16 protein-coding genes are annotated in these 16,052 nt (G+C 63.5%); 8 read left to right on the forward strand and 8 right to left on the reverse strand.

All coding sequences use genetic code 11. The features are described from left to right. Positions 1-215: 215 nt before the first annotated feature. From D0Z70_RS09860 to D0Z70_RS09875, 4 genes are all read right to left on the reverse strand, one after another. Positions 216-794 (reverse strand): RNA polymerase sigma factor, encoded by a 579-nt coding sequence (locus tag D0Z70_RS09860; protein ID WP_119745858.1) that lies wholly within the window; start codon positions 792-794, stop codon positions 216-218. Further along, positions 787-1,710, reverse strand: coding sequence for a HEPN domain-containing protein (locus tag D0Z70_RS09865; protein ID WP_119745860.1), 924 nt, complete (start codon positions 1,708-1,710; stop codon positions 787-789). The genes D0Z70_RS09860 and D0Z70_RS09865 overlap by 8 nt, the downstream gene beginning before the upstream one ends. Beyond that, complete coding sequence (locus D0Z70_RS24900; RefSeq protein WP_182913915.1) at positions 1,707-2,915, reverse strand: hypothetical protein; 1,209 nt, start codon at positions 2,913-2,915, stop codon at positions 1,707-1,709. The genes D0Z70_RS09865 and D0Z70_RS24900 overlap by 4 nt, the downstream gene beginning before the upstream one ends. Before the next feature lie 463 nt (positions 2,916-3,378). Continuing rightward, positions 3,379-5,145 (reverse strand): ParB/RepB/Spo0J family partition protein, encoded by a 1,767-nt coding sequence (locus D0Z70_RS09875; RefSeq protein WP_066606300.1) that lies wholly within the window; start codon positions 5,143-5,145, stop codon positions 3,379-3,381. Between the two features lie 1,544 nt (positions 5,146-6,689). Between D0Z70_RS09875 and D0Z70_RS09880 the strand changes: the two genes are divergently transcribed. Genes D0Z70_RS09880 through D0Z70_RS09900 form a run of 5 tightly spaced genes read left to right on the forward strand, consistent with a single transcriptional unit; the run spans position 6,690 to position 9,450 of the window. After that, complete coding sequence (locus tag D0Z70_RS09880; RefSeq protein ID WP_119745862.1) at positions 6,690-6,929, forward strand: helix-turn-helix transcriptional regulator; 240 nt, start codon at positions 6,690-6,692, stop codon at positions 6,927-6,929. Further along, entirely contained in the window at positions 6,916-7,113 is a 198-nt protein-coding gene (locus D0Z70_RS09885; protein ID WP_066606307.1) for a hypothetical protein, read from the forward strand. The genes D0Z70_RS09880 and D0Z70_RS09885 overlap by 14 nt, the downstream gene beginning before the upstream one ends. A 44-nt stretch (positions 7,114-7,157) precedes the next feature. Then, entirely contained in the window at positions 7,158-7,442 is a 285-nt protein-coding gene (locus D0Z70_RS09890) for a toxin-antitoxin system TumE family protein (protein WP_119745865.1), read from the forward strand. Beyond that, positions 7,439-7,780: an HVO_A0114 family putative DNA-binding protein gene (locus tag D0Z70_RS09895; RefSeq protein WP_119745867.1), complete on the forward strand. Its 342-nt coding sequence runs from the start codon at positions 7,439-7,441 to the stop codon at positions 7,778-7,780. Before D0Z70_RS09890 ends, D0Z70_RS09895 begins: the two co-directional genes overlap by 4 nt. Positions 7,781-7,809: 29 nt before the next feature. Further along, complete coding sequence (locus D0Z70_RS09900) at positions 7,810-9,450, forward strand: recombinase family protein (protein ID WP_119745869.1); 1,641 nt, start codon at positions 7,810-7,812, stop codon at positions 9,448-9,450. Positions 9,451-9,462: 12 nt separating this feature from the next. On the opposite strand, the gene dprA is transcribed toward D0Z70_RS09900, so the two are convergent. Together dprA and plsY are read right to left on the reverse strand one after the other, a co-directional pair. After that, entirely contained in the window at positions 9,463-10,545 is a 1,083-nt protein-coding gene (gene dprA, locus D0Z70_RS09905; RefSeq protein WP_119745871.1) for a DNA-processing protein DprA, read from the reverse strand. Further along, positions 10,542-11,141 carry a glycerol-3-phosphate 1-O-acyltransferase PlsY gene (gene plsY / locus D0Z70_RS09910; protein ID WP_119746064.1) on the reverse strand — a complete coding sequence of 200 codons (600 nt, stop codon included), beginning with the start codon at positions 11,139-11,141 and terminating at the stop codon, positions 10,542-10,544. The genes dprA and plsY overlap by 4 nt, the downstream gene beginning before the upstream one ends. A gap of 139 nt (positions 11,142-11,280) precedes the next feature. On the opposite strand from plsY, the gene D0Z70_RS09915 reads away from it, so the two are divergent. The 3 genes from D0Z70_RS09915 (at position 11,281) to hemA (ending at position 13,952) form a co-directional block, all read left to right on the forward strand. Beyond that, positions 11,281-11,730 (forward strand): hypothetical protein, encoded by a 450-nt coding sequence (locus D0Z70_RS09915; protein WP_119745873.1) that lies wholly within the window; start codon positions 11,281-11,283, stop codon positions 11,728-11,730. Between the two features lie 51 nt (positions 11,731-11,781). Beyond that, positions 11,782-12,585: a glutamate racemase gene (murI, locus tag D0Z70_RS09920; RefSeq protein WP_119745875.1), complete on the forward strand. Its 804-nt coding sequence runs from the start codon at positions 11,782-11,784 to the stop codon at positions 12,583-12,585. Positions 12,586-12,725: 140 nt separating this feature from the next. Next, the gene (gene hemA / locus D0Z70_RS09925) at positions 12,726-13,952 is read left to right on the forward strand and encodes a 5-aminolevulinate synthase (RefSeq protein ID WP_119745877.1); all 1,227 of its coding nucleotides are present in this window, start codon (positions 12,726-12,728) and stop codon (positions 13,950-13,952) included. Positions 13,953-14,126: 174 nt separating this feature from the next. On the opposite strand, the gene D0Z70_RS09930 is transcribed toward hemA, so the two are convergent. Continuing rightward, positions 14,127-14,771, reverse strand: a complete 645-nt coding sequence (locus D0Z70_RS09930; RefSeq protein WP_119745879.1) for a class I SAM-dependent methyltransferase — start codon at positions 14,769-14,771, stop codon at positions 14,127-14,129. Then, positions 14,771-15,988, reverse strand: coding sequence for a BtaA family protein (locus D0Z70_RS09935; RefSeq protein WP_119745881.1), 1,218 nt, complete (start codon positions 15,986-15,988; stop codon positions 14,771-14,773). Before D0Z70_RS09935 ends, D0Z70_RS09930 begins: the two co-directional genes overlap by 1 nt. Positions 15,989-16,052 lie beyond the last annotated feature (64 nt).

The following is a 16,052-nucleotide window of genomic DNA, read 5'->3' on the forward strand; positions in this document are numbered from 1 at the left end:
GGTCATTCAATATTCATGCACGGCAGCTAAAAGAGGTCCGGCGAGGCCCCACAACTTGAGGACTGCATCCGGTGGGGCCTCGTTCCTTGCAGCGCCGAAGGGAGCAAACGCCCCACACTGAGGAGTCATCATGCATCGCTGATAATTCGCGGCATCGCCCGCAGTGTGATGCCTGACGAGCAGCCTCGCCTCGCCTTTTCCGTGATATATGTCGCTCAGGTCGTCAGATCCTTTGCCAATGCCCCTGCGCGCAACCATTGCTCGAACGTCATGGGCTGCCGATCGAGGGAGCGAACCACATACAGCATCCTGCGGCGGACGACGAAGGGCAGTGTCCACATGCGTTTGGCTATCTGCCGGTAGTTGAGGCCATCGACGCGACTGAGAAGAAAGGTTTCGAGAACCGGCGCGGGCAGCGTCTGGAGAAAGGCGATGTTGACGATCAGGTCGTCATCGCACCCGCTATCCCAGGCCAGCGGTTCGCTATGGCCCAAAGCGCGCAAGCGCTCCTGGCACGAGGCGCGATAACGGCGGCGCAGGTCGCTTTCGGCAGGCGCGATGTCCGTATTTCTCCAACGCTTCGACACGCCGCCATCCAGGATCGCGGCGATCATGCCCAGCGCTTCAGCCACGCATGCCTGAACTGCGCTGTCGCTGATGGACAAGCGATGAGCGATTTCGGCGTAAGAGAGGTCGTCCACGCGGTGCATCAGGAATATCGCGCGCGTCACGACCGGGATTCGCGCCATGGCGGCGTCATAGGCCGCGCGCAATTGCTGGGACGGCTCACCCATGCGCAGTCTCCCCGATGGCGGTAGCTCTTGCGTCAAGTCTTTCGCGGCATCTATTTTCCACCAGATGGTTCAGGGTTGCGGCACGCTCCATCGCCCATGCCAGTTCCTCCGGGCTGATGCGGAAGTTCCGGCCGTAGCGGACCTCGACATAAGCGCGACGGATGCAGCCAAAGACACGGCGCTCGAACAGGGTGTCGCGCGGCCATGCTTTGGCAAGTTCCCTGTCCAGTTCTTCGGCCACCTCGCGCAATTCGTCGAGCGCGTGGGTGCGTAGCCCGTGCAGGGTGAGTGACCAAGCCACACACTGATAGAGATGCTCGCAGGCCTGATGCAGCAGCAGCGCTGCCATCGGCATATTGTCCCGCCTTTGATAGAATGCTGCACCCAACAGGAATTCCGTCGCACGCCCATGCCAACGGGCAAACTCCGCTTTTCCATGTTCATGATGACGGGCGGCAGGCAATGTGCGTGGCGACTCCATTCGCGCGCTGCTCGCCTCATAAAGCGCGATGCCCTCGGTCGCGATCGTGACAAACCATGGCACGCCATGAACGAGCGCGTGGTTCACGTGGCTCAGGCTGTGTACGCAGAGCCGCACCGGATGCGTGATTTCACCCAATTCCCACCCCCGGCGGAGCCGATCGCGCACCGCCGTCCAATCGCCGCGGCGGGCAGCAAGCTTGTTGTGGTTGACGATCGCGAGCAACCGAATCGGCGCGGCGGGAGGAGCGAATGCCCAATTCTGCGCCGCATGATGGCCATAAAGGATCAACTTGACGATATGGCCTGATTTGTAGCGTTCAGTGCGCTTGCCCGCGAGCATGGCGTCGAACCCCTCAAACAGCAGCGCGGCAATTCGGCGGACCTCCTGCTGCATGGCAAATGGCAGATGGTCGAGATCGGTGCGCAACATCATGCACCCCTCTCCCCCGGCAGGCCGGTGTAGCCGGTGATCCGTCCCACAGCGTTGAGCAATGTCGCGACCGTCTCCACGATCTCGGCGGGCGGCATGACGGCAAGCACGGCGCGCGCCTGATCGGGCGTTCGTCCTTGACGGTGATAGCGCGACAGCGGCGGGATCAGCCGCGCCAGTTCCGGCGAGGGCGGCGGCATTCCGTTTGCCTGCGCCTCTTCCAGCTCCCGCTCAAGATCGAGGCCGATATGCTGGCGGTTCCACTCGTCGGAACAACCTGCGCGAAGCAGGAGCGTCTTTAGCGCAAACTCGCTCGCATTGGCCGCTTCGCGCACGACGAGCGAGGGACGATCACGCGCATGCCCTTCCACCATCAGCCCCACGAAATCCACCGCGCGGCGATAAAATGTCACGGCCAGGATACGGTCGAAGTCGCCGGGACGGTGATAGAGGTCGAGATTATGGCGGGGATGCTGGCCAAGGCCGGGACGCAGGGACTGGGGCTGTGCATCGTCGCCAAGGCGGGCCAGCAATGCGCCGAACGCCTCCGACAGATGCATTTCGGCTTCTGCGGCGCTGGCGTGCAGCTTGTTGGCGATCCGGGCGAGGTCAAAACCACGGCGGCGGTATTGGGCGAACGCCGCGCTCTGCGGCTCGTCCAGCGCGTCGGCCCCCGCCGTGATCCGGTCATGGATCGTTTGGCGTTCGGCACTTGGCGGGTCCATCGCCCGGTCGAAGAGAATGATCCCACCGTCATAGCGCTTGGCCAGCCAGGGATTGGTAAGATGAAAGCGTCCGGCCTCGGCAATGGTGAAGACGGAAAGCTCGACGGCTATTGCCCGACCCAGTTCCGATTTAAGCACGGCCTGGGCGCGGCCCCAGTAGCGTTCCAGTCCCTTATAGGCCTCATGATCGACAAAGCCCCAGATGTCGAAGACGAGCGGTTCGTTGCCCCATTTCACCGGCTTGCCCGTGTCGGCATGGTCGCCTACCAGCATCAACCAGTGCAGCGTCCCGCGCCTCGGCGCGCTGCTGCGGCGATCGACGAAGTAGGCGCGCAATATCCGTACAGCGCGTTCCATCGCCATTCGGCCGAAGGCATCGAGATGAAGCACGCGTGCCAGGACGCGCTCGCGCATCTCATTGTGATCGCGCGTCGCGCGCCGTTGGTCCGCACCATGGGCCAGCGCATCATGGTTGTCGTCCATAAGACCTCCACTCCGCATCCATGGCGGATGAGGCGGAAGCGACGGGGTGGATGCGGCATTGGTCCCGAACTCCCGCGCGCTGGGCGCGGGAGCCGCCGGAACTGCTAACATGCCAGAGACATGCGCCGCCGCCTTTGACCCGAAGGTTTGGACATACGCGACGGCATCCCGGAAAACGAGGTTTCCGAGTTGGTTCTCTGGGCAGGATTAGCAGTCCTGGCGCTGCCTTTTGCGCAACGCGCGGACAGCTTATCAAAAAATGGGTGCGAAACAAAGAGGGGACAGGATTGGCGGTTTGTAGCCAACCGTCTGTGGAATGTCGTTCTTTGGTTCCAGCAAGAAACGAACCGCCCCGGCTTGGCCGGGGCGGTTTTTTCAAATCGGGATCGATCGTGCCCGTCCCGGTCGCGCGCTTGCGGACGCGAGGAACCCGGAGGCGAAGCCGCCTCCGGGTCGGGCAAGGTCAGGCGGCTTTGGCCATTGGCTGCGCCTTCTTTTCATCGGCGGCTTTGGCGGTATCGAACAGTGGCGCAATCGCATTCCACCGCTCGGCACTGCCGACGCCGCCCCGGTCGGTATAGGTTGACGGGGGAAAGGCCATCCAGCGCGGCACCCAGCCATCCACTTTGGTGCGTCCGCCCGTTCCCGCAAGACAATCGCGCACGATCTGGCGCTGCACCCTGACGCTCTCCCCGGCATTGGCCGTCGCTACGGCATCGCCAGCGACCTCTCCGACAATACGGCCGATCACTTGCTTGGCGCGGATGCTATCGAGCAGTGCATCATCGGCCTGCCAGACCGCCGCCATATCGACGCGGAGCAACGCGCCCACCAACTCGACTATTGCGCTTCCTGCCGTCAGCGTCTCGCCCATCACGATCGCGAGGATCGACAGCACCGCTTCGTCGGGCAGCTTCAACAGGCGCAAGAACAGCCCCGGCAGTCCATCATCCCCGATATAGCCGTTCGTCACGGTAGGCGTTTCGGTATCGAAGCCCAGCAACGCCAGAACCCCGCGCCGTCCGGCGTCAAACATCGCTTCCGAAACACAGACCTCCACGCTCTCGGCGATGGCGTCCGTGCTGGCGCGCTGCTTCTCCACGTCCACCCGCCACATCGGCGAACCGACAATGGCATGAGCCACCATCAGGCGTAGCGCCATGGCAGGCTGTGAGAGCAAGGCGGCGCGCACAGCGGCATGGCGGTGAAGATCGACATAGTTCTGGATCGGCGCGCTAATCTCTGGGCGCACTGGCTTGGTTCCGGCGTCGTCCCCTTCAACATGCTTCTTGCGCCTCCGGACTTCTTTGGTGGTCAGATACCCCTCATGGAAGGTGACTTCGCCGCGATGGCTGATGGCGACATAAACCCGTCCGCCTCTCTTCTTGGGGCAGCGCTCATGCTCCCATGTGTGGAAATACGCACCGCGTTCCATGACGACGACCTCCGGCCATCCTGCCTCCCGATAGCTTGCGGCTCGTTCCTCGACCGCCGCCATCTGTGCCGTCCAGAAATCGGAGGGAGAGGCGAAATAGCTGTCCTCCCCAAACAGGTCGGAGACGATCTCGCCGGAATAGCTGGTGAGGTCGAATAGCGCGACCTTGGTGGAAATGGCCGCGCCGCCCATCAGCCATGATTTGAGATTCTGACCCATGGGGGCGTGATCGTTCTCACTGTCGAACAATGCCAGCCAGTCCCGCTGTTGCCCCTTGGTGGCAAGGGTCAGGTGCCGCACGGTGAGCGCATCTATCCTCTCGGCCCGATAGAGATTGCGGATGCGGGGCATGAGATTGCCCAACGCAAGGGTGCGCTTCACCTGCAATGCGGTCAGGCCGAAGGTAAGGGAAATGTCCTCCACATTGCGGCCTTCCCGGACCAGCCGCGTAAAGGTTTCGCATTGGGTCATTTCATCGGGGTCGAGCCGGGCGATATTCTCGATAAGCGAGGCCTCCAGCGCCGCCGCATCGTCGCCCGCTTCCATGACGGCGCAGGGCAACGGGTCGATGCTCCCGCTTTCCTCCGCCACGGCCAGCGCTGCATGATAGCGCCGCTTGCCTGCCACGATTTCATAGGTGTCTGGCGATCCATTCTGCCGCACGATCAGCGGCACAAGGATGCCCCGCGCGCGAACGGACGGGAGGATATTGGTGAGGTCCGGTGCCTTCCTGATGCCCCGCATATTGGCAGGCGAGACCGAGAGGCAGGCGATATCGATATGCTTGAGTTCCATTGTCCTTACTCCTTGCCAAAACACCGGCCCCGAAGAGCGGGGTGGGCGGCGAGAGCGACCGGAAGGCGCGTCGGCAGAGGCGGGCTGCACCTGCAAGGCTGAAACGAAGAGGAAGACCCGGCACCGCCGGGTTGCGGTCCGCCGCGACGGGCCTAGAGGGTAGCGACGCCCACACCGCTTGCCGGAGCCGCTTAACGCCATCGCGGTCGCCGCGATGTCCCCATGGGGATTGACCTGGCAATCCCCGCGTCATGCGATCGTGACGCCGAAGGCGACGAGACGGCGCGCAGCGGTGGCTCGGTGGAGCGAAGCGGAATAGAGCGCGGCCCGTGCGGAATGCGCGGGGACGCCCGCCATCGGTTCATGAGAACAAGCCCTGCCATGGCGACCTTGCAGCGAGCTGTTGTAAGGGGGGCTTCCAATCAATTCCATGTTGGCAGAAAGCCCTGTGTGTTAAAGTCAGGCGGGCGCGAACATGCCACTATCCCCGACGTAGGCTTACCCCGCTGGGAGCCACAACGGAATAGATTGGCATTTCATCTGCGTTGCATCGCACGGATACGGCTGAGCGGGCGACGGTTTGGGACAGTAATGGCACTTTGCAGCACCGTGTCGCCCAAAAGGAGATTGGAACTGTTGGATGTGAAGCGGCCACCGAAGCGAGCGCGACAGGCTCAATGCGCTGTCTGCGGGCGGCGTATGTCGGGAAAATGGGCTAAGCTGGATGGAGTGATGACCCTCATGCCTCGTTTTCACAGCAGGATTGGAGGTCGCACCTGTCTAGGAACCCGCCAAGCCGCAATTCTTCTCGATCATCTATGTGCGGATGAGGCGGGCCATTTTTGACCACATGATTATGTGGCAACTGCGGTGAAGATCACCCGTTCTTTTGTGGCGGTGAATGGAAGGCCCCTTAACCCGCGCAACCTCGACGCCTGCTTGCAGCGTCGATAGCTTTTACCGGTTCCCGCCACATCTCTTTTATCGCGGCGATGGTGGTGGGGACACATCATTCTACAGCGACGCGTAGCAATAGCGCAGTCGGACGTTTTCGGCGCGTCAATTCGGCCTGCGCGGCTGTAAGGCAGGAAGCGCCCCCATCATGCCAACATAGCAGGCGCGCCTCGGCAGTTTTAAAACACAATTGGAAGAATTAGCGCGATATTGGCGCAGTCGGCACTTCAGTACCCGCGCCCTTGCGGGGTGGGATCGTTTGAGGCAGATTGATTCGCGACGGGCAGGCCATCGAAAAGGACGATGGATATGCTAAATACATCATAGCTCAGACGATCTGCGGGGACCGGCGAGCGTAAAAATCGTGGCAATCAGGCAACAGTGCCTGAGAAAATGCGCATGGATGATGAGGCAGGCAAATCCCCGCCAATTCCCTCTACGTCCGCCGATGTCCCTCACCGTCCCTCTACAGCCCTACGACATGTATCCGGGCGGCCTGACAGGCTGCAATGGATGTCTTGTCTTGCGCGGAAACTCCGCCAATTCTGGCTTTAGGGGGCTTTGGCAACGCATGACTTGAAAGCTCTCTTATGCCCAACACCGATCGTATCATTCGCCTCAAAACCGTTCTCGACCGCACCGGCCTTTCCCGGTCCACCATTTACCGCAAGATCGCGGAAGGGACATTCCCCCGGCAAGTGCCAATCAGCGTCCATGGCGCTGGCTGGCATGAGTCCGCCGTCAATCGCTGGGTCGCCGATCCCGCCGCTTACCGGCCGGACAACGACAATCCTCCATCGCTTGGGAAGTCCGGCCATGGAGAAGGGTGACAACGCCGCGCCGCCCAATCGATTGGCCGCCGCCAACGATAACGGGACGGGCACTGAGCCGCCCAGCGTGGACATAGATGCGGCGCTGATCCGCATCGCGGAGTCTATCGGTCGCCATATTGCGCGCCAACATATCCGCGCGTGCAGGGCCGCCAATGACAATGAGCCGGAAGGAACGGATTGATGGAGCTATTGACATCAATGCCATTCGATGGCATATAATCCATCATGAAGGCGGAACCGTTGCTCAACGAACGTCACCAGCTTGATTCGAAGTCCTTTGTGGAGCTTCGTATCTGGCGGGTGCCGCAGCCGGTGAAGGGATCGATGCACGATCTCAAATATGCCCTCGCCTATATTGTCGATGGCGTCTGCGTGCTGCGCTACGACAATGAGGCCGGCAAGAGCGATCATCGGCATATCGGCGAGAGCGAAACGGCCTATGCCTTCACGACGCCCGCCGCATTGCTGGCGGACTTCTGGAAGGACGTGGACCAATGGAGGCAAAAATGAACATCGTAACGCTCTCCGTCGCCAGCCGCGACGATGTGACACGCCGTGCGCTTGCCGCTTTCGGGGGCGAGACCCAGGGCGCGCATCATAGCTTCGCCAGTCCCGATCTGTTGTGGCAGACGCTCACCCGCAAGCGCTGGGATTTGATCCAGGCGATGACCGGACAAGGCGTCATGTCGATCCGTGAGGCCGCGCGGCGCGTGGGCCGGGACATGAAGGCGGTGCATGGCGACGTGCAGGCACTCATCGGCGCTGGTGTAATCCATAAGGAAGGGCGAGGCATCGTCTTTCCCTATGACGGCGTCCATGTCGATTTCATGCTGACCAAGGCCGCCTGACGGCGGAAGGGATCACAGGAGCTTTTCTCATGACCCGTATTGCTCTTTATGCCCGTTACTCCTCGGACCAGCAGAGCGCCGCGTCGATCGAGGATCAACTGCGCATCTGCCGTGAGCGCGCCGAGCGTGAGGGCTGGCATGTCGTCCACAGCTATCAGGATGCCGCGATATCGGGTGCGAGCATGATCCTGCGTCCGGGCATCCAGTCGCTGCTCCAGGACGCGCAGGCGGGTAAGTTCGACATCGTTATTGCCGAAGCGCTCGACCGTGTGTCGCGCGATCAGGCGGATGTGGCGACGCTCTACAAGCATCTTCAGTTTGCGCGCGTGCCGCTGGTGACGCTGGCCGAAGGCGAGATCAGCGAATTGCATGTCGGCCTCAAGGGCACGATGAACGCGCTGTTCCTCAAGGACTTGGCGAAGAAGACCCATCGCGGGCAGCGCGGGCGCGTCGAAAAGGGGTTTTCGGCGGGGCCGGTGGGTTATGGCTACCGCACGGTGCGGCGGCTCTCGAGCGAAGGCGAGCTGGTGAGGGGCGAATGCCGGATCGCGCCGGCAGAGGCGCCCATTGTGGAGCGCATCTTCCGCGAGTTCGCGGCGGGCAAGAGTCCGCGCGGCATCGCGCGTGACCTGAACCGGGACGGCATTCCCGGTCCATCCGGCCGCCCTTGGAGCGACACGACCATACGCGGCAAGCCCAAGCTGGGCATCGGCATCCTCAACAACGAGATGTATGTCGGCGTGCGGGTCTGGAATCGCAAGCAGGCCGTCAAGGACCCGCGCACGGGACAGACCGTGCGGCGTCCCAATCCCGAATCCGAATGGGTCCGGGTCGAAGTGCCTGGCCTGCGAATAGTCAGTGACGATATGTGGCAGGCGGTGAAGCGGCGGCGAGATGTGCTGGTCGAGCAATATAAGCCGCTGCTCGATGGCCTTCGTGCGGCGCAGGCGAGCCGGATGCACCGTGCCCGTCGTCCCGTCACTCTGCTATCGGGCCTTGTCGAATGCGGCGTTTGCGGCGGCACGGTCGGCTTGGCGGTCAACGGGCGGTTTGGCTGTATCAATCACCATCGCCGCCATATCTGCGCCAACAACCGCACTATCCTTCGCAAAAAGCTGGAAGAGCGGGCGCTTGCGGGTCTGCGCGAACGGCTGGTGTCGCCGGAGAAGGTGCAGGCGGCGGTCGCCGCTTACGCCGAACATATCAACCGAGAGAACCGTGAACAGCGGGTGCAGATCGAAGCCGACCGCCGCGCGCTGGACAAGATCGAGCGCGCCATTGCCGGGATCATGACAGCGATCGAGGACGGGCTGTACCAGCCCACGATGAAGGCCCGCATGGCGGAACTGGAGCGGCAGAAGGCCGAAATCGCTACCCGCATGGCGTCGGCCCCGCAGGCTGTTCCAGACGTTCATCCCGGCATCGCTGGAATCTACGAACGGGAGGTAGAGCGATTCACCCAAGCGCTCGAAGACCCGGAAACCCGGCTCGACGCCTCCGACGCCATTCGGTCGCTCATTCACCGGATTGTCCTGCATCCTGGCGACAAGTGGGGCGAAATCCATGCCACGCTACACGGCGCCCTCATGGGCATCCTCGACTTTGCAAAGGAAACCCCTCGACCCGCCCCCGTTGTTACGACAAAGGTGGCTCAGGGTTCGCTGGCATGACGGGATTGATGATCACCGCAAACTCACCCTACCCCCCGCCAGCCGGTCCAGCCGCTCGGCCAGTTCCAGTTCCAGCAGCACCGTCTGCACCACCGCCGGGCTAAGCCCGCTCAGGCGGATCAGTTCATCCGCTGGCACCGGTGCATGGCCCAGCAGCGCAACGACGGCGCTTCGTTCGCCCGCCGCGACATCGCTCGAGACGGGTTCACATGCGAAATCGAAACTGCCCTGCCGCACCATGCGGATGTCGATGCTGCCCACCGCCTCCAGCACATCGTCGGCATTCTGGATCAGCGTCGCGCCTTCGCGGATCAACTGGTTGCAGCCCTGCGCGCGCGGGTCGAGTGGCGATCCCGGCACGGCCATTACCTCCCGCCCAGCCTCGCCAGCCAGCCGCGCGGTGATGAGCGATCCCGATTTGGGCGCAGCCTCCACCACGACCGTGCCTACCGCCAGTCCGGCGATGATGCGGTTACGCGCGGGGAAATGGCGCGCCAGCGGTTGCACGCCGGGTGGATGCTCGGTCACCAGCAGGCCGCTGTCTGCAATCTGCGCCTGTAAGTCACGATTTTCGGGCGGAAACACAACGTCCAGCCCGCAGGCGATGACGCCGATCGTCCCGCTGCCCACCGATCCCTGATGCGCCGCCGTGTCGATCCCCCGCGCCAGCCCCGACACCACCACCGCCCCGCGCTGTCCCAGATCCTGCGCCAGCGTCCGCGCGAACCGCACCGCCGCCGCCGACGCATTGCGCGCGCCGACCATGGCGATGCACTGGCCAGCCGCCAGCGCCGCATCCCCCCGCACGATCAGCGCAGGCGGCGCGCCCTCAAACTGGTCGAGCAAAGCGGGATAATCCGCGTCCCCCATCAACAGATAGCGCGCGCCCAAGGCCCGCGACGCAGCAATCTCGCGCTCAACCGCGCCCGCATCGACTACGCTCGCCTTGCCGCCCCCGCGCGCCGCCAGATCGGGGATGGCACGCAACGCTGCCCCCGCCGTGCCGAAACGCGCCAGCAACTGCCGATAGCTGACCGGCCCGATCCGGGGCGATCGAATGAGCCGCAGCCGGTCGAACCGCTCCTGCTCGCTCACTCTTTGCTGGACCCGATCTTCGGTTCCGTTCCCTGTATCAGCCGCGCTATATTCGCGCGATGCCGCCACGACAGGATCAGCGCCATCGCCAGCGCCACCGGGACCAACTCGATCCGCCCCATGAACCACAAGGCGACAGGCGCGCTCACCGCTGCCGCCATGCCGCCAACCGACGACCATTTGGTCCCGAACAAAGCGCCCAGCCACACCGCTGCAAAAATGCAGCCAGCGGGCCAGTGGAGCGCGGTGACCACCCCCATCATCGTCGCCACGCCCTTGCCCCCGGCAAAGCGCAGCCAGACCGGATAGCAATGGCCGATAAAGGCCGCAGCCCCCGCCATCGGCCCGCCACCGTCGATCAAAGCCGCGCCGATCAGCACCGCCGCCGCGCCCTTGAGCAGGTCCAGCAGCAACGTCGCCGCCGCCAGCCCCTTGCGCCCCGTGCGCAACACATTGGTCGCGCCGATATTGCCCGACCCGATCTGCCGCAAATCGCCAGCGCCGGTAAAGCGGGTCAGCAACAGGCCAAAGGGGATGGAACCCAGCGCATAGCCAAGCAGCAGAACGAACAGGGGAAGCAGCCAGGGAGGTGTCATGGTCTCGCCGATAATGTGGACGCGCGACCATAGCGTGACAGGCGGCGCGGGCAATGGGCAAGCAGAGCGTCATAGTCACTTCGCTTGATTTGTGCCTGCATCGCCGTCATCCTTGCCGCATCTTCCCGCTGGAGTTGCCATGACCGACAGCGCCTCGTTCGATCCCCTTAACAGCTTTGTCCACAACTGGACGGCCATGGCGCTGGCGCCGCAGAAGCTGTGGCAATCGATCAATAGCGGCTGGTCCTTCGGCAATATCATCGTCAACGAACAAAATTCGAGCGCGCCGCAGACCGAACAGGCGATCGTCGCGCAGGAAAGCTATGGGCGGCAGATCGGCAAATTGCTCGACGCGGTCGATACGCTGGCCCAGCGGCAGCCCGACTGGACGAGTACGGATTCGCTCAAGACGGTCGTGGAACTGAAGGAAAAGATTGACGGGGTGAAACTGGCCATGGCGGTCAGCCGGATCGAACAGTTGCGGAGCGACCTGGAACTGATGCGCTCCACTGGTGAGGAAGGTAAGTATGAAGCGTGTGTGGCGGCGCTGCGCAAGCTACTGGCCGACCTGCCCGGCGGGAAGGACTGAACCGAACGGGCGTTGACACCCTCGCCCGATCCCGCGACATGTCGCTCCATAATGACGGTCGCGCCACAAGCTCCCATCCTCTTTTTCGATTCCGGCGTCGGGGGTCTCTCCATCCTGGCCCCCGCCCGCGCGCTGATACCCACTGCGCCCGTTATCTATGCCGCCGACAGCGCGGGCTTCCCCTATGGCACCAAGAGCGAGGCGGAGATTGCCGCGCGGGTGCCGGCACTGCTGGGGCGGCTGGTGGAGCGATACCGCCCGCGCCTGGCCGTCATTGCCTGCAACACCGCCTCGACCATTGCGCTCAGCCATGTGCGCGCCGCACTCGACATTCCGGTCGTCGGCACCGTCCCGGCGATAAAACCCGCCGCGCTCGCGTCCAGGACCCGCGTGTTCGGCGTGCTGGGGACCGACGCCACCGTGCGACAGCCCTATGTCGATCGGCTGGCGGCAGAACATGGCGCGGACTGCATCATGCTGCGCCATGGCTGCGCTGCGCTCGTGCAACTGGCCGAAGCCAAGCTGCGCAGCGAACCGCTCGATCCCGCTATTGCGCGCGCGGCGCTGGCGGGCCTGACCGATCAGCCGGGCGGCGACCGGATGGACATAGTGGCGCTGGCCTGCACCCATTTTCCGCTGGTGGAGGCGGAACTGGCCGCCGCAGCATCGCGGCCGCTCACCTTCGTCCATGGCGGTGAGGGCATCGCCCGGCGCATCGCCTTTCTGACGCAGGGCCAGCCCTGGCCGGACGCGCCAGCGCCGGGCATCGCCGTGTTCACGCGGGTCGATGATCATGTCCGCGCGCTGGCTCCGGCGCTCGCCCGATACGGTCTCGACCGGATCGAACAGCTTTGATTGCGCACCTTGGACAAAAGGTCCGATATCACTAATCGGTATTTCTCCCTATGTCTGCGAACGGTTAGCGCTGGTAAAGCGCGTCATCTGCCGGTAAACGGCGCCCCAGAGGATGCGGGTTGTCAAGGGATAGGGCGAGCGTGAACTACAAGCATATCTTTGCGCAGGCGATCGACCGTCTCCATGAAGAAGGCCGGTATCGGGTTTTTATCGATATCCTCCGCAACCGGGGTGCCTACCCCAATGCGCGCTGTTTTCACGGGCATAATGGGCCGAAGCCCATCACCGTCTGGTGTTCCAACGACTATCTGGCGATGGGCCAGCATCCCAAGGTCGTAGCGGCCATGGAAGAGGCGCTGCACGATGTCGGCGCAGGCTCCGGCGGCACCCGCAATATCGGCGGCAACACCCATTATCACGTCGATCTGGAAGGCGAACTGGCCGACCTGCATGGCAAGGACGCGGCTTTGCTGTTCACGTCGGGCTATGTCTCGAACGAGGCGACGCTGTCCACACTGGCCAAGCTGCTGCCCGGCTGCATCGTTTTTTCCGATGAGCTGAACCATGCCAGCATGATTGCGGGCATCCGCAATTCCGGCTGCGAAAAGCGCGTGTTCCGCCACAATGATGTCGATCATCTTCGCGAATTGCTGGAGGCCGAAGACCCCGAAGCCCCCAAGCTGATCGCATTCGAAAGCGTCTATTCGATGGACGGCGATGTCGCGCCGATCGCGGCCATCTGCGACCTGGCCGACGAGTTTAACGCGCTTACCTATCTGGACGAAGTCCATGCCGTGGGCATGTATGGCGCGCGCGGCGGCGGCATTTCGGAACGGGATGCTGTCGCGGACCGGCTGACCATCATTGAAGGGACGCTCGGCAAGGCGTTCGGCGTCATGGGCGGCTATATCGCCGCCGACCAGATGATCGTCGATGTGATCCGCAGCTATGCGCCCGGCTTCATCTTCACCACATCGCTCTCCCCCGTGCTGGTCGCGGGCGTGCTGGCCAGCGTGCGCCATTTGAAAAGCTCCAGCGAGGAGCGCGAGGGCCAGCAAGCCTCCGCCGCCCTGCTCAAGCAACTCATGTCCGAATCTGGCCTGCCGGTGATGCCATCCGTCACCCATATCGTCCCGCTGATGGTGGGCGATCCGGTCAAGGCGAAGCGGATCAGCGACATATTGCTCGCCGAATATGGCGCCTATGTCCAGCCGATCAACTATCCCACCGTCCCGCGCGGCACCGAACGCCTCCGCTTCACCCCCGGCCCCGCCCACACCGAAGCGATGATGCGCGATCTGGTGAAGGCGCTGGTGGAAATCTGGTCCCGCCTGGACCTGGAACTGGCGGAACGCAAAGCGGCGTGACCTTCCAAATCCTTCTCCCGCAAGGGAGAAGGATACGAAGCATTGCCGAACGGAGTGAGGCTAGGCGAAGTTGGATGAGGGCATCCGCCCTATCGGTAGGTCACATCCCCTCACCACTGCGACTAGGCAGCGAGCTGCCAAGTCTCGTTACCTCTCCCGTCGGGAGAGGTAAGGTCAAAGCCGCAACACCCCGCCCCGCACTGCATAGCCGCGATACAGCGCCCGCACGCTCGGCTCACCGCCGACATCGCGCGCAACCGCCTCGATCGCGTCGCCCAGCACCGCGCGCGGCGTCACATGGAAACGCGCCAGCCATCCGAACAGGACCGCGCGCCACGCGCCGGGCAGCCGCTCCTGCTGGCCGAAATCCACCACCTCCAGCCGCCCGCCCGGCGCGACACAGAGCGCAGCCTGGCGCAATGCGGCTTCCCAGTCGGGGATCATCGACAGCGCATAGCTGATGAACACCCGGTCGAACGTCGCCCGCCCGAACAGCGCTTGCGGATCAAAATCCACCGCATCGCCCCGCGCCAGCCTGACGCGGCAGGCCATGCCCACCCGCTCCACCGCAATCTGCGCGGTGTCCAGCATCGCCTGCGAAATATCGACGCCATAGAGCCGCGCATGGGGCCAGACCTTGCCCACCGCGATCAGATTGCGCCCGGTGCCGCAGCCAATTTCCAGCACGCTGCCGCCCGATGGCGGGGCCAGATCGGCGATCAGGCCATCACGCCCCAGCAGATAATATTTGCGCGTGATATCATAAATATGCCGCTGCCACCGATAGGTGCCGTCCATCAACCGCCCATGGTCGCTCATCACGCGTCCTTCAGCACATAGAGATGCACGCCGCCATAAATGGCCGACCGGTCGCGCGCGGTGTAATCCAGTGACGCCTCGGCCTGATACGCCCATTGGTCCATCACCGCGTTCACGACCCGTCCGGGCAGGATGCTTGGCTCCCCCGCCGTGCGGAACAGCACCCGCGCGCCCGGTTTCGCGGTCCGCGTGATCTGCGCCCACAGCGCGTTCAACTGATCGTCATCCATCCAGTCCTGCGCATCCAGCAGGACATAGCGATCCGCCGACGCGGCGGGCTGATCACGCAGGAAATCGGTGAAATTGACATGCCGCACATCGACCCGGTCCGCCCGCGCCCGCACCGCGTCATGATTGGCGGCCTGCAAATAGGGCGGCAACGGCCCCTCACCCCCTGCATAGCCCCGCCCGAACGCCTGCACCGCGAAATAGTTATCCTTCAAATCAAAATCACAGGCCAGTTTCTTCAGACGCGCTTTCAGCACCGCGTCCATCCGATCATCGCCCGCCAGCGCCTCGAACTGGGCGGGCGGAATGCCAAGGCCAAAGAGCGAGGCGGGCTGGCTGGTCAGCCAGCGCACAAAGCCCTTGTCGAAAATCGGCGCCAGCTCCGCCTCGAAAATCACCCGCTGCTCGGCCAGCGTCGTGGCGTCCAGCATCCGCCGGGGATTGACGCCATGCAGCCGCGCCAGCCAATGCGCCGCCCCGATGAAGCGCCCCAGCAGGCCATGCTTGTAGATGCCGCGCGCAAAGCCGCCGATCCGCCGCCGCCCAATGAGGTCGCGCCCTTCCCAGTAACGCCGCGTCGCCTCGTCCAGATGCGGGGCCACCACATCCCGATAGGCCGCGACATTCTCCCGGCTGTCTGCCTGTGCGAAGAAACGGTGGAAGGCCGCATGATCAGGCAATGTCCGCGCCGCCATCAGCTTCAATCGATTAAGCGCGATATGCGCAGTGTTGAGGTCAACCGCCGTAATCTTCGCCGGATCGGCGGTCAGATAGGACAGGACATTGCAGCCCCCCGAAGCGATCGTCACGACATGGCAGTCGGGCGTAATCGCCAGCGCCTCCATATCCACCGCCGGGTCCTCCCAAATCTGGGCATAGACCAGACCCCGGAACGCAAAGGTAAAGGCGCGCTCCAGTAGCCCCTGCTTGGACAGATGACGGTGGCGATGCACCGCGCGCGTGATGTTTTTATGGGCCGGTGCCGCCATGCTGTTCAAGCCTCCTCGCTATCGGGTCGTGGCGTGGCCCATAGGGCAACTGCGCGTCGTCACC

This window comes from Sphingobium terrigena (assembly GCF_003591655.1).
GTDB lineage: Bacteria > Pseudomonadota > Alphaproteobacteria > Sphingomonadales > Sphingomonadaceae > Sphingobium > Sphingobium terrigena.

What these genes read in the sequence shown, in the direction of transcription:
- D0Z70_RS09930 (WP_119745879.1), bottom strand. Translation starts at nt 14,771, where the DNA reads ATGAGCGACCATGGGCGGTTGATGGACGGCACCTATCGGTGGCAGCGG.
- murI (WP_119745875.1), top strand. Translation starts at nt 11,782, where the DNA reads ATGACGGTCGCGCCACAAGCTCCCATCCTCTTTTTCGATTCCGGCGTC.
- D0Z70_RS09885 (WP_066606307.1), top strand. Translation starts at nt 6,916, where the DNA reads ATGGAGAAGGGTGACAACGCCGCGCCGCCCAATCGATTGGCCGCCGCC.
- D0Z70_RS09900 (WP_119745869.1), top strand. Translation starts at nt 7,810, where the DNA reads ATGACCCGTATTGCTCTTTATGCCCGTTACTCCTCGGACCAGCAGAGC.
- D0Z70_RS09895 (WP_119745867.1), top strand. Translation starts at nt 7,439, where the DNA reads ATGAACATCGTAACGCTCTCCGTCGCCAGCCGCGACGATGTGACACGC.
- D0Z70_RS24900 (WP_182913915.1), bottom strand. Translation starts at nt 2,915, where the DNA reads ATGGACGACAACCATGATGCGCTGGCCCATGGTGCGGACCAACGGCGC.
- D0Z70_RS09915 (WP_119745873.1), top strand. Translation starts at nt 11,281, where the DNA reads ATGACCGACAGCGCCTCGTTCGATCCCCTTAACAGCTTTGTCCACAAC.
- D0Z70_RS09865 (WP_119745860.1), bottom strand. Translation starts at nt 1,710, where the DNA reads ATGATGTTGCGCACCGATCTCGACCATCTGCCATTTGCCATGCAGCAG.
- D0Z70_RS09890 (WP_119745865.1), top strand. Translation starts at nt 7,158, where the DNA reads ATGAAGGCGGAACCGTTGCTCAACGAACGTCACCAGCTTGATTCGAAG.
- D0Z70_RS09880 (WP_119745862.1), top strand. Translation starts at nt 6,690, where the DNA reads ATGCCCAACACCGATCGTATCATTCGCCTCAAAACCGTTCTCGACCGC.
- D0Z70_RS09935 (WP_119745881.1), bottom strand. Translation starts at nt 15,988, where the DNA reads ATGGCGGCACCGGCCCATAAAAACATCACGCGCGCGGTGCATCGCCAC.
- D0Z70_RS09860 (WP_119745858.1), bottom strand. Translation starts at nt 794, where the DNA reads ATGGGTGAGCCGTCCCAGCAATTGCGCGCGGCCTATGACGCCGCCATG.
- D0Z70_RS09875 (WP_066606300.1), bottom strand. Translation starts at nt 5,145, where the DNA reads ATGGAACTCAAGCATATCGATATCGCCTGCCTCTCGGTCTCGCCTGCC.
- plsY (WP_119746064.1), bottom strand. Translation starts at nt 11,141, where the DNA reads ATGACACCTCCCTGGCTGCTTCCCCTGTTCGTTCTGCTGCTTGGCTAT.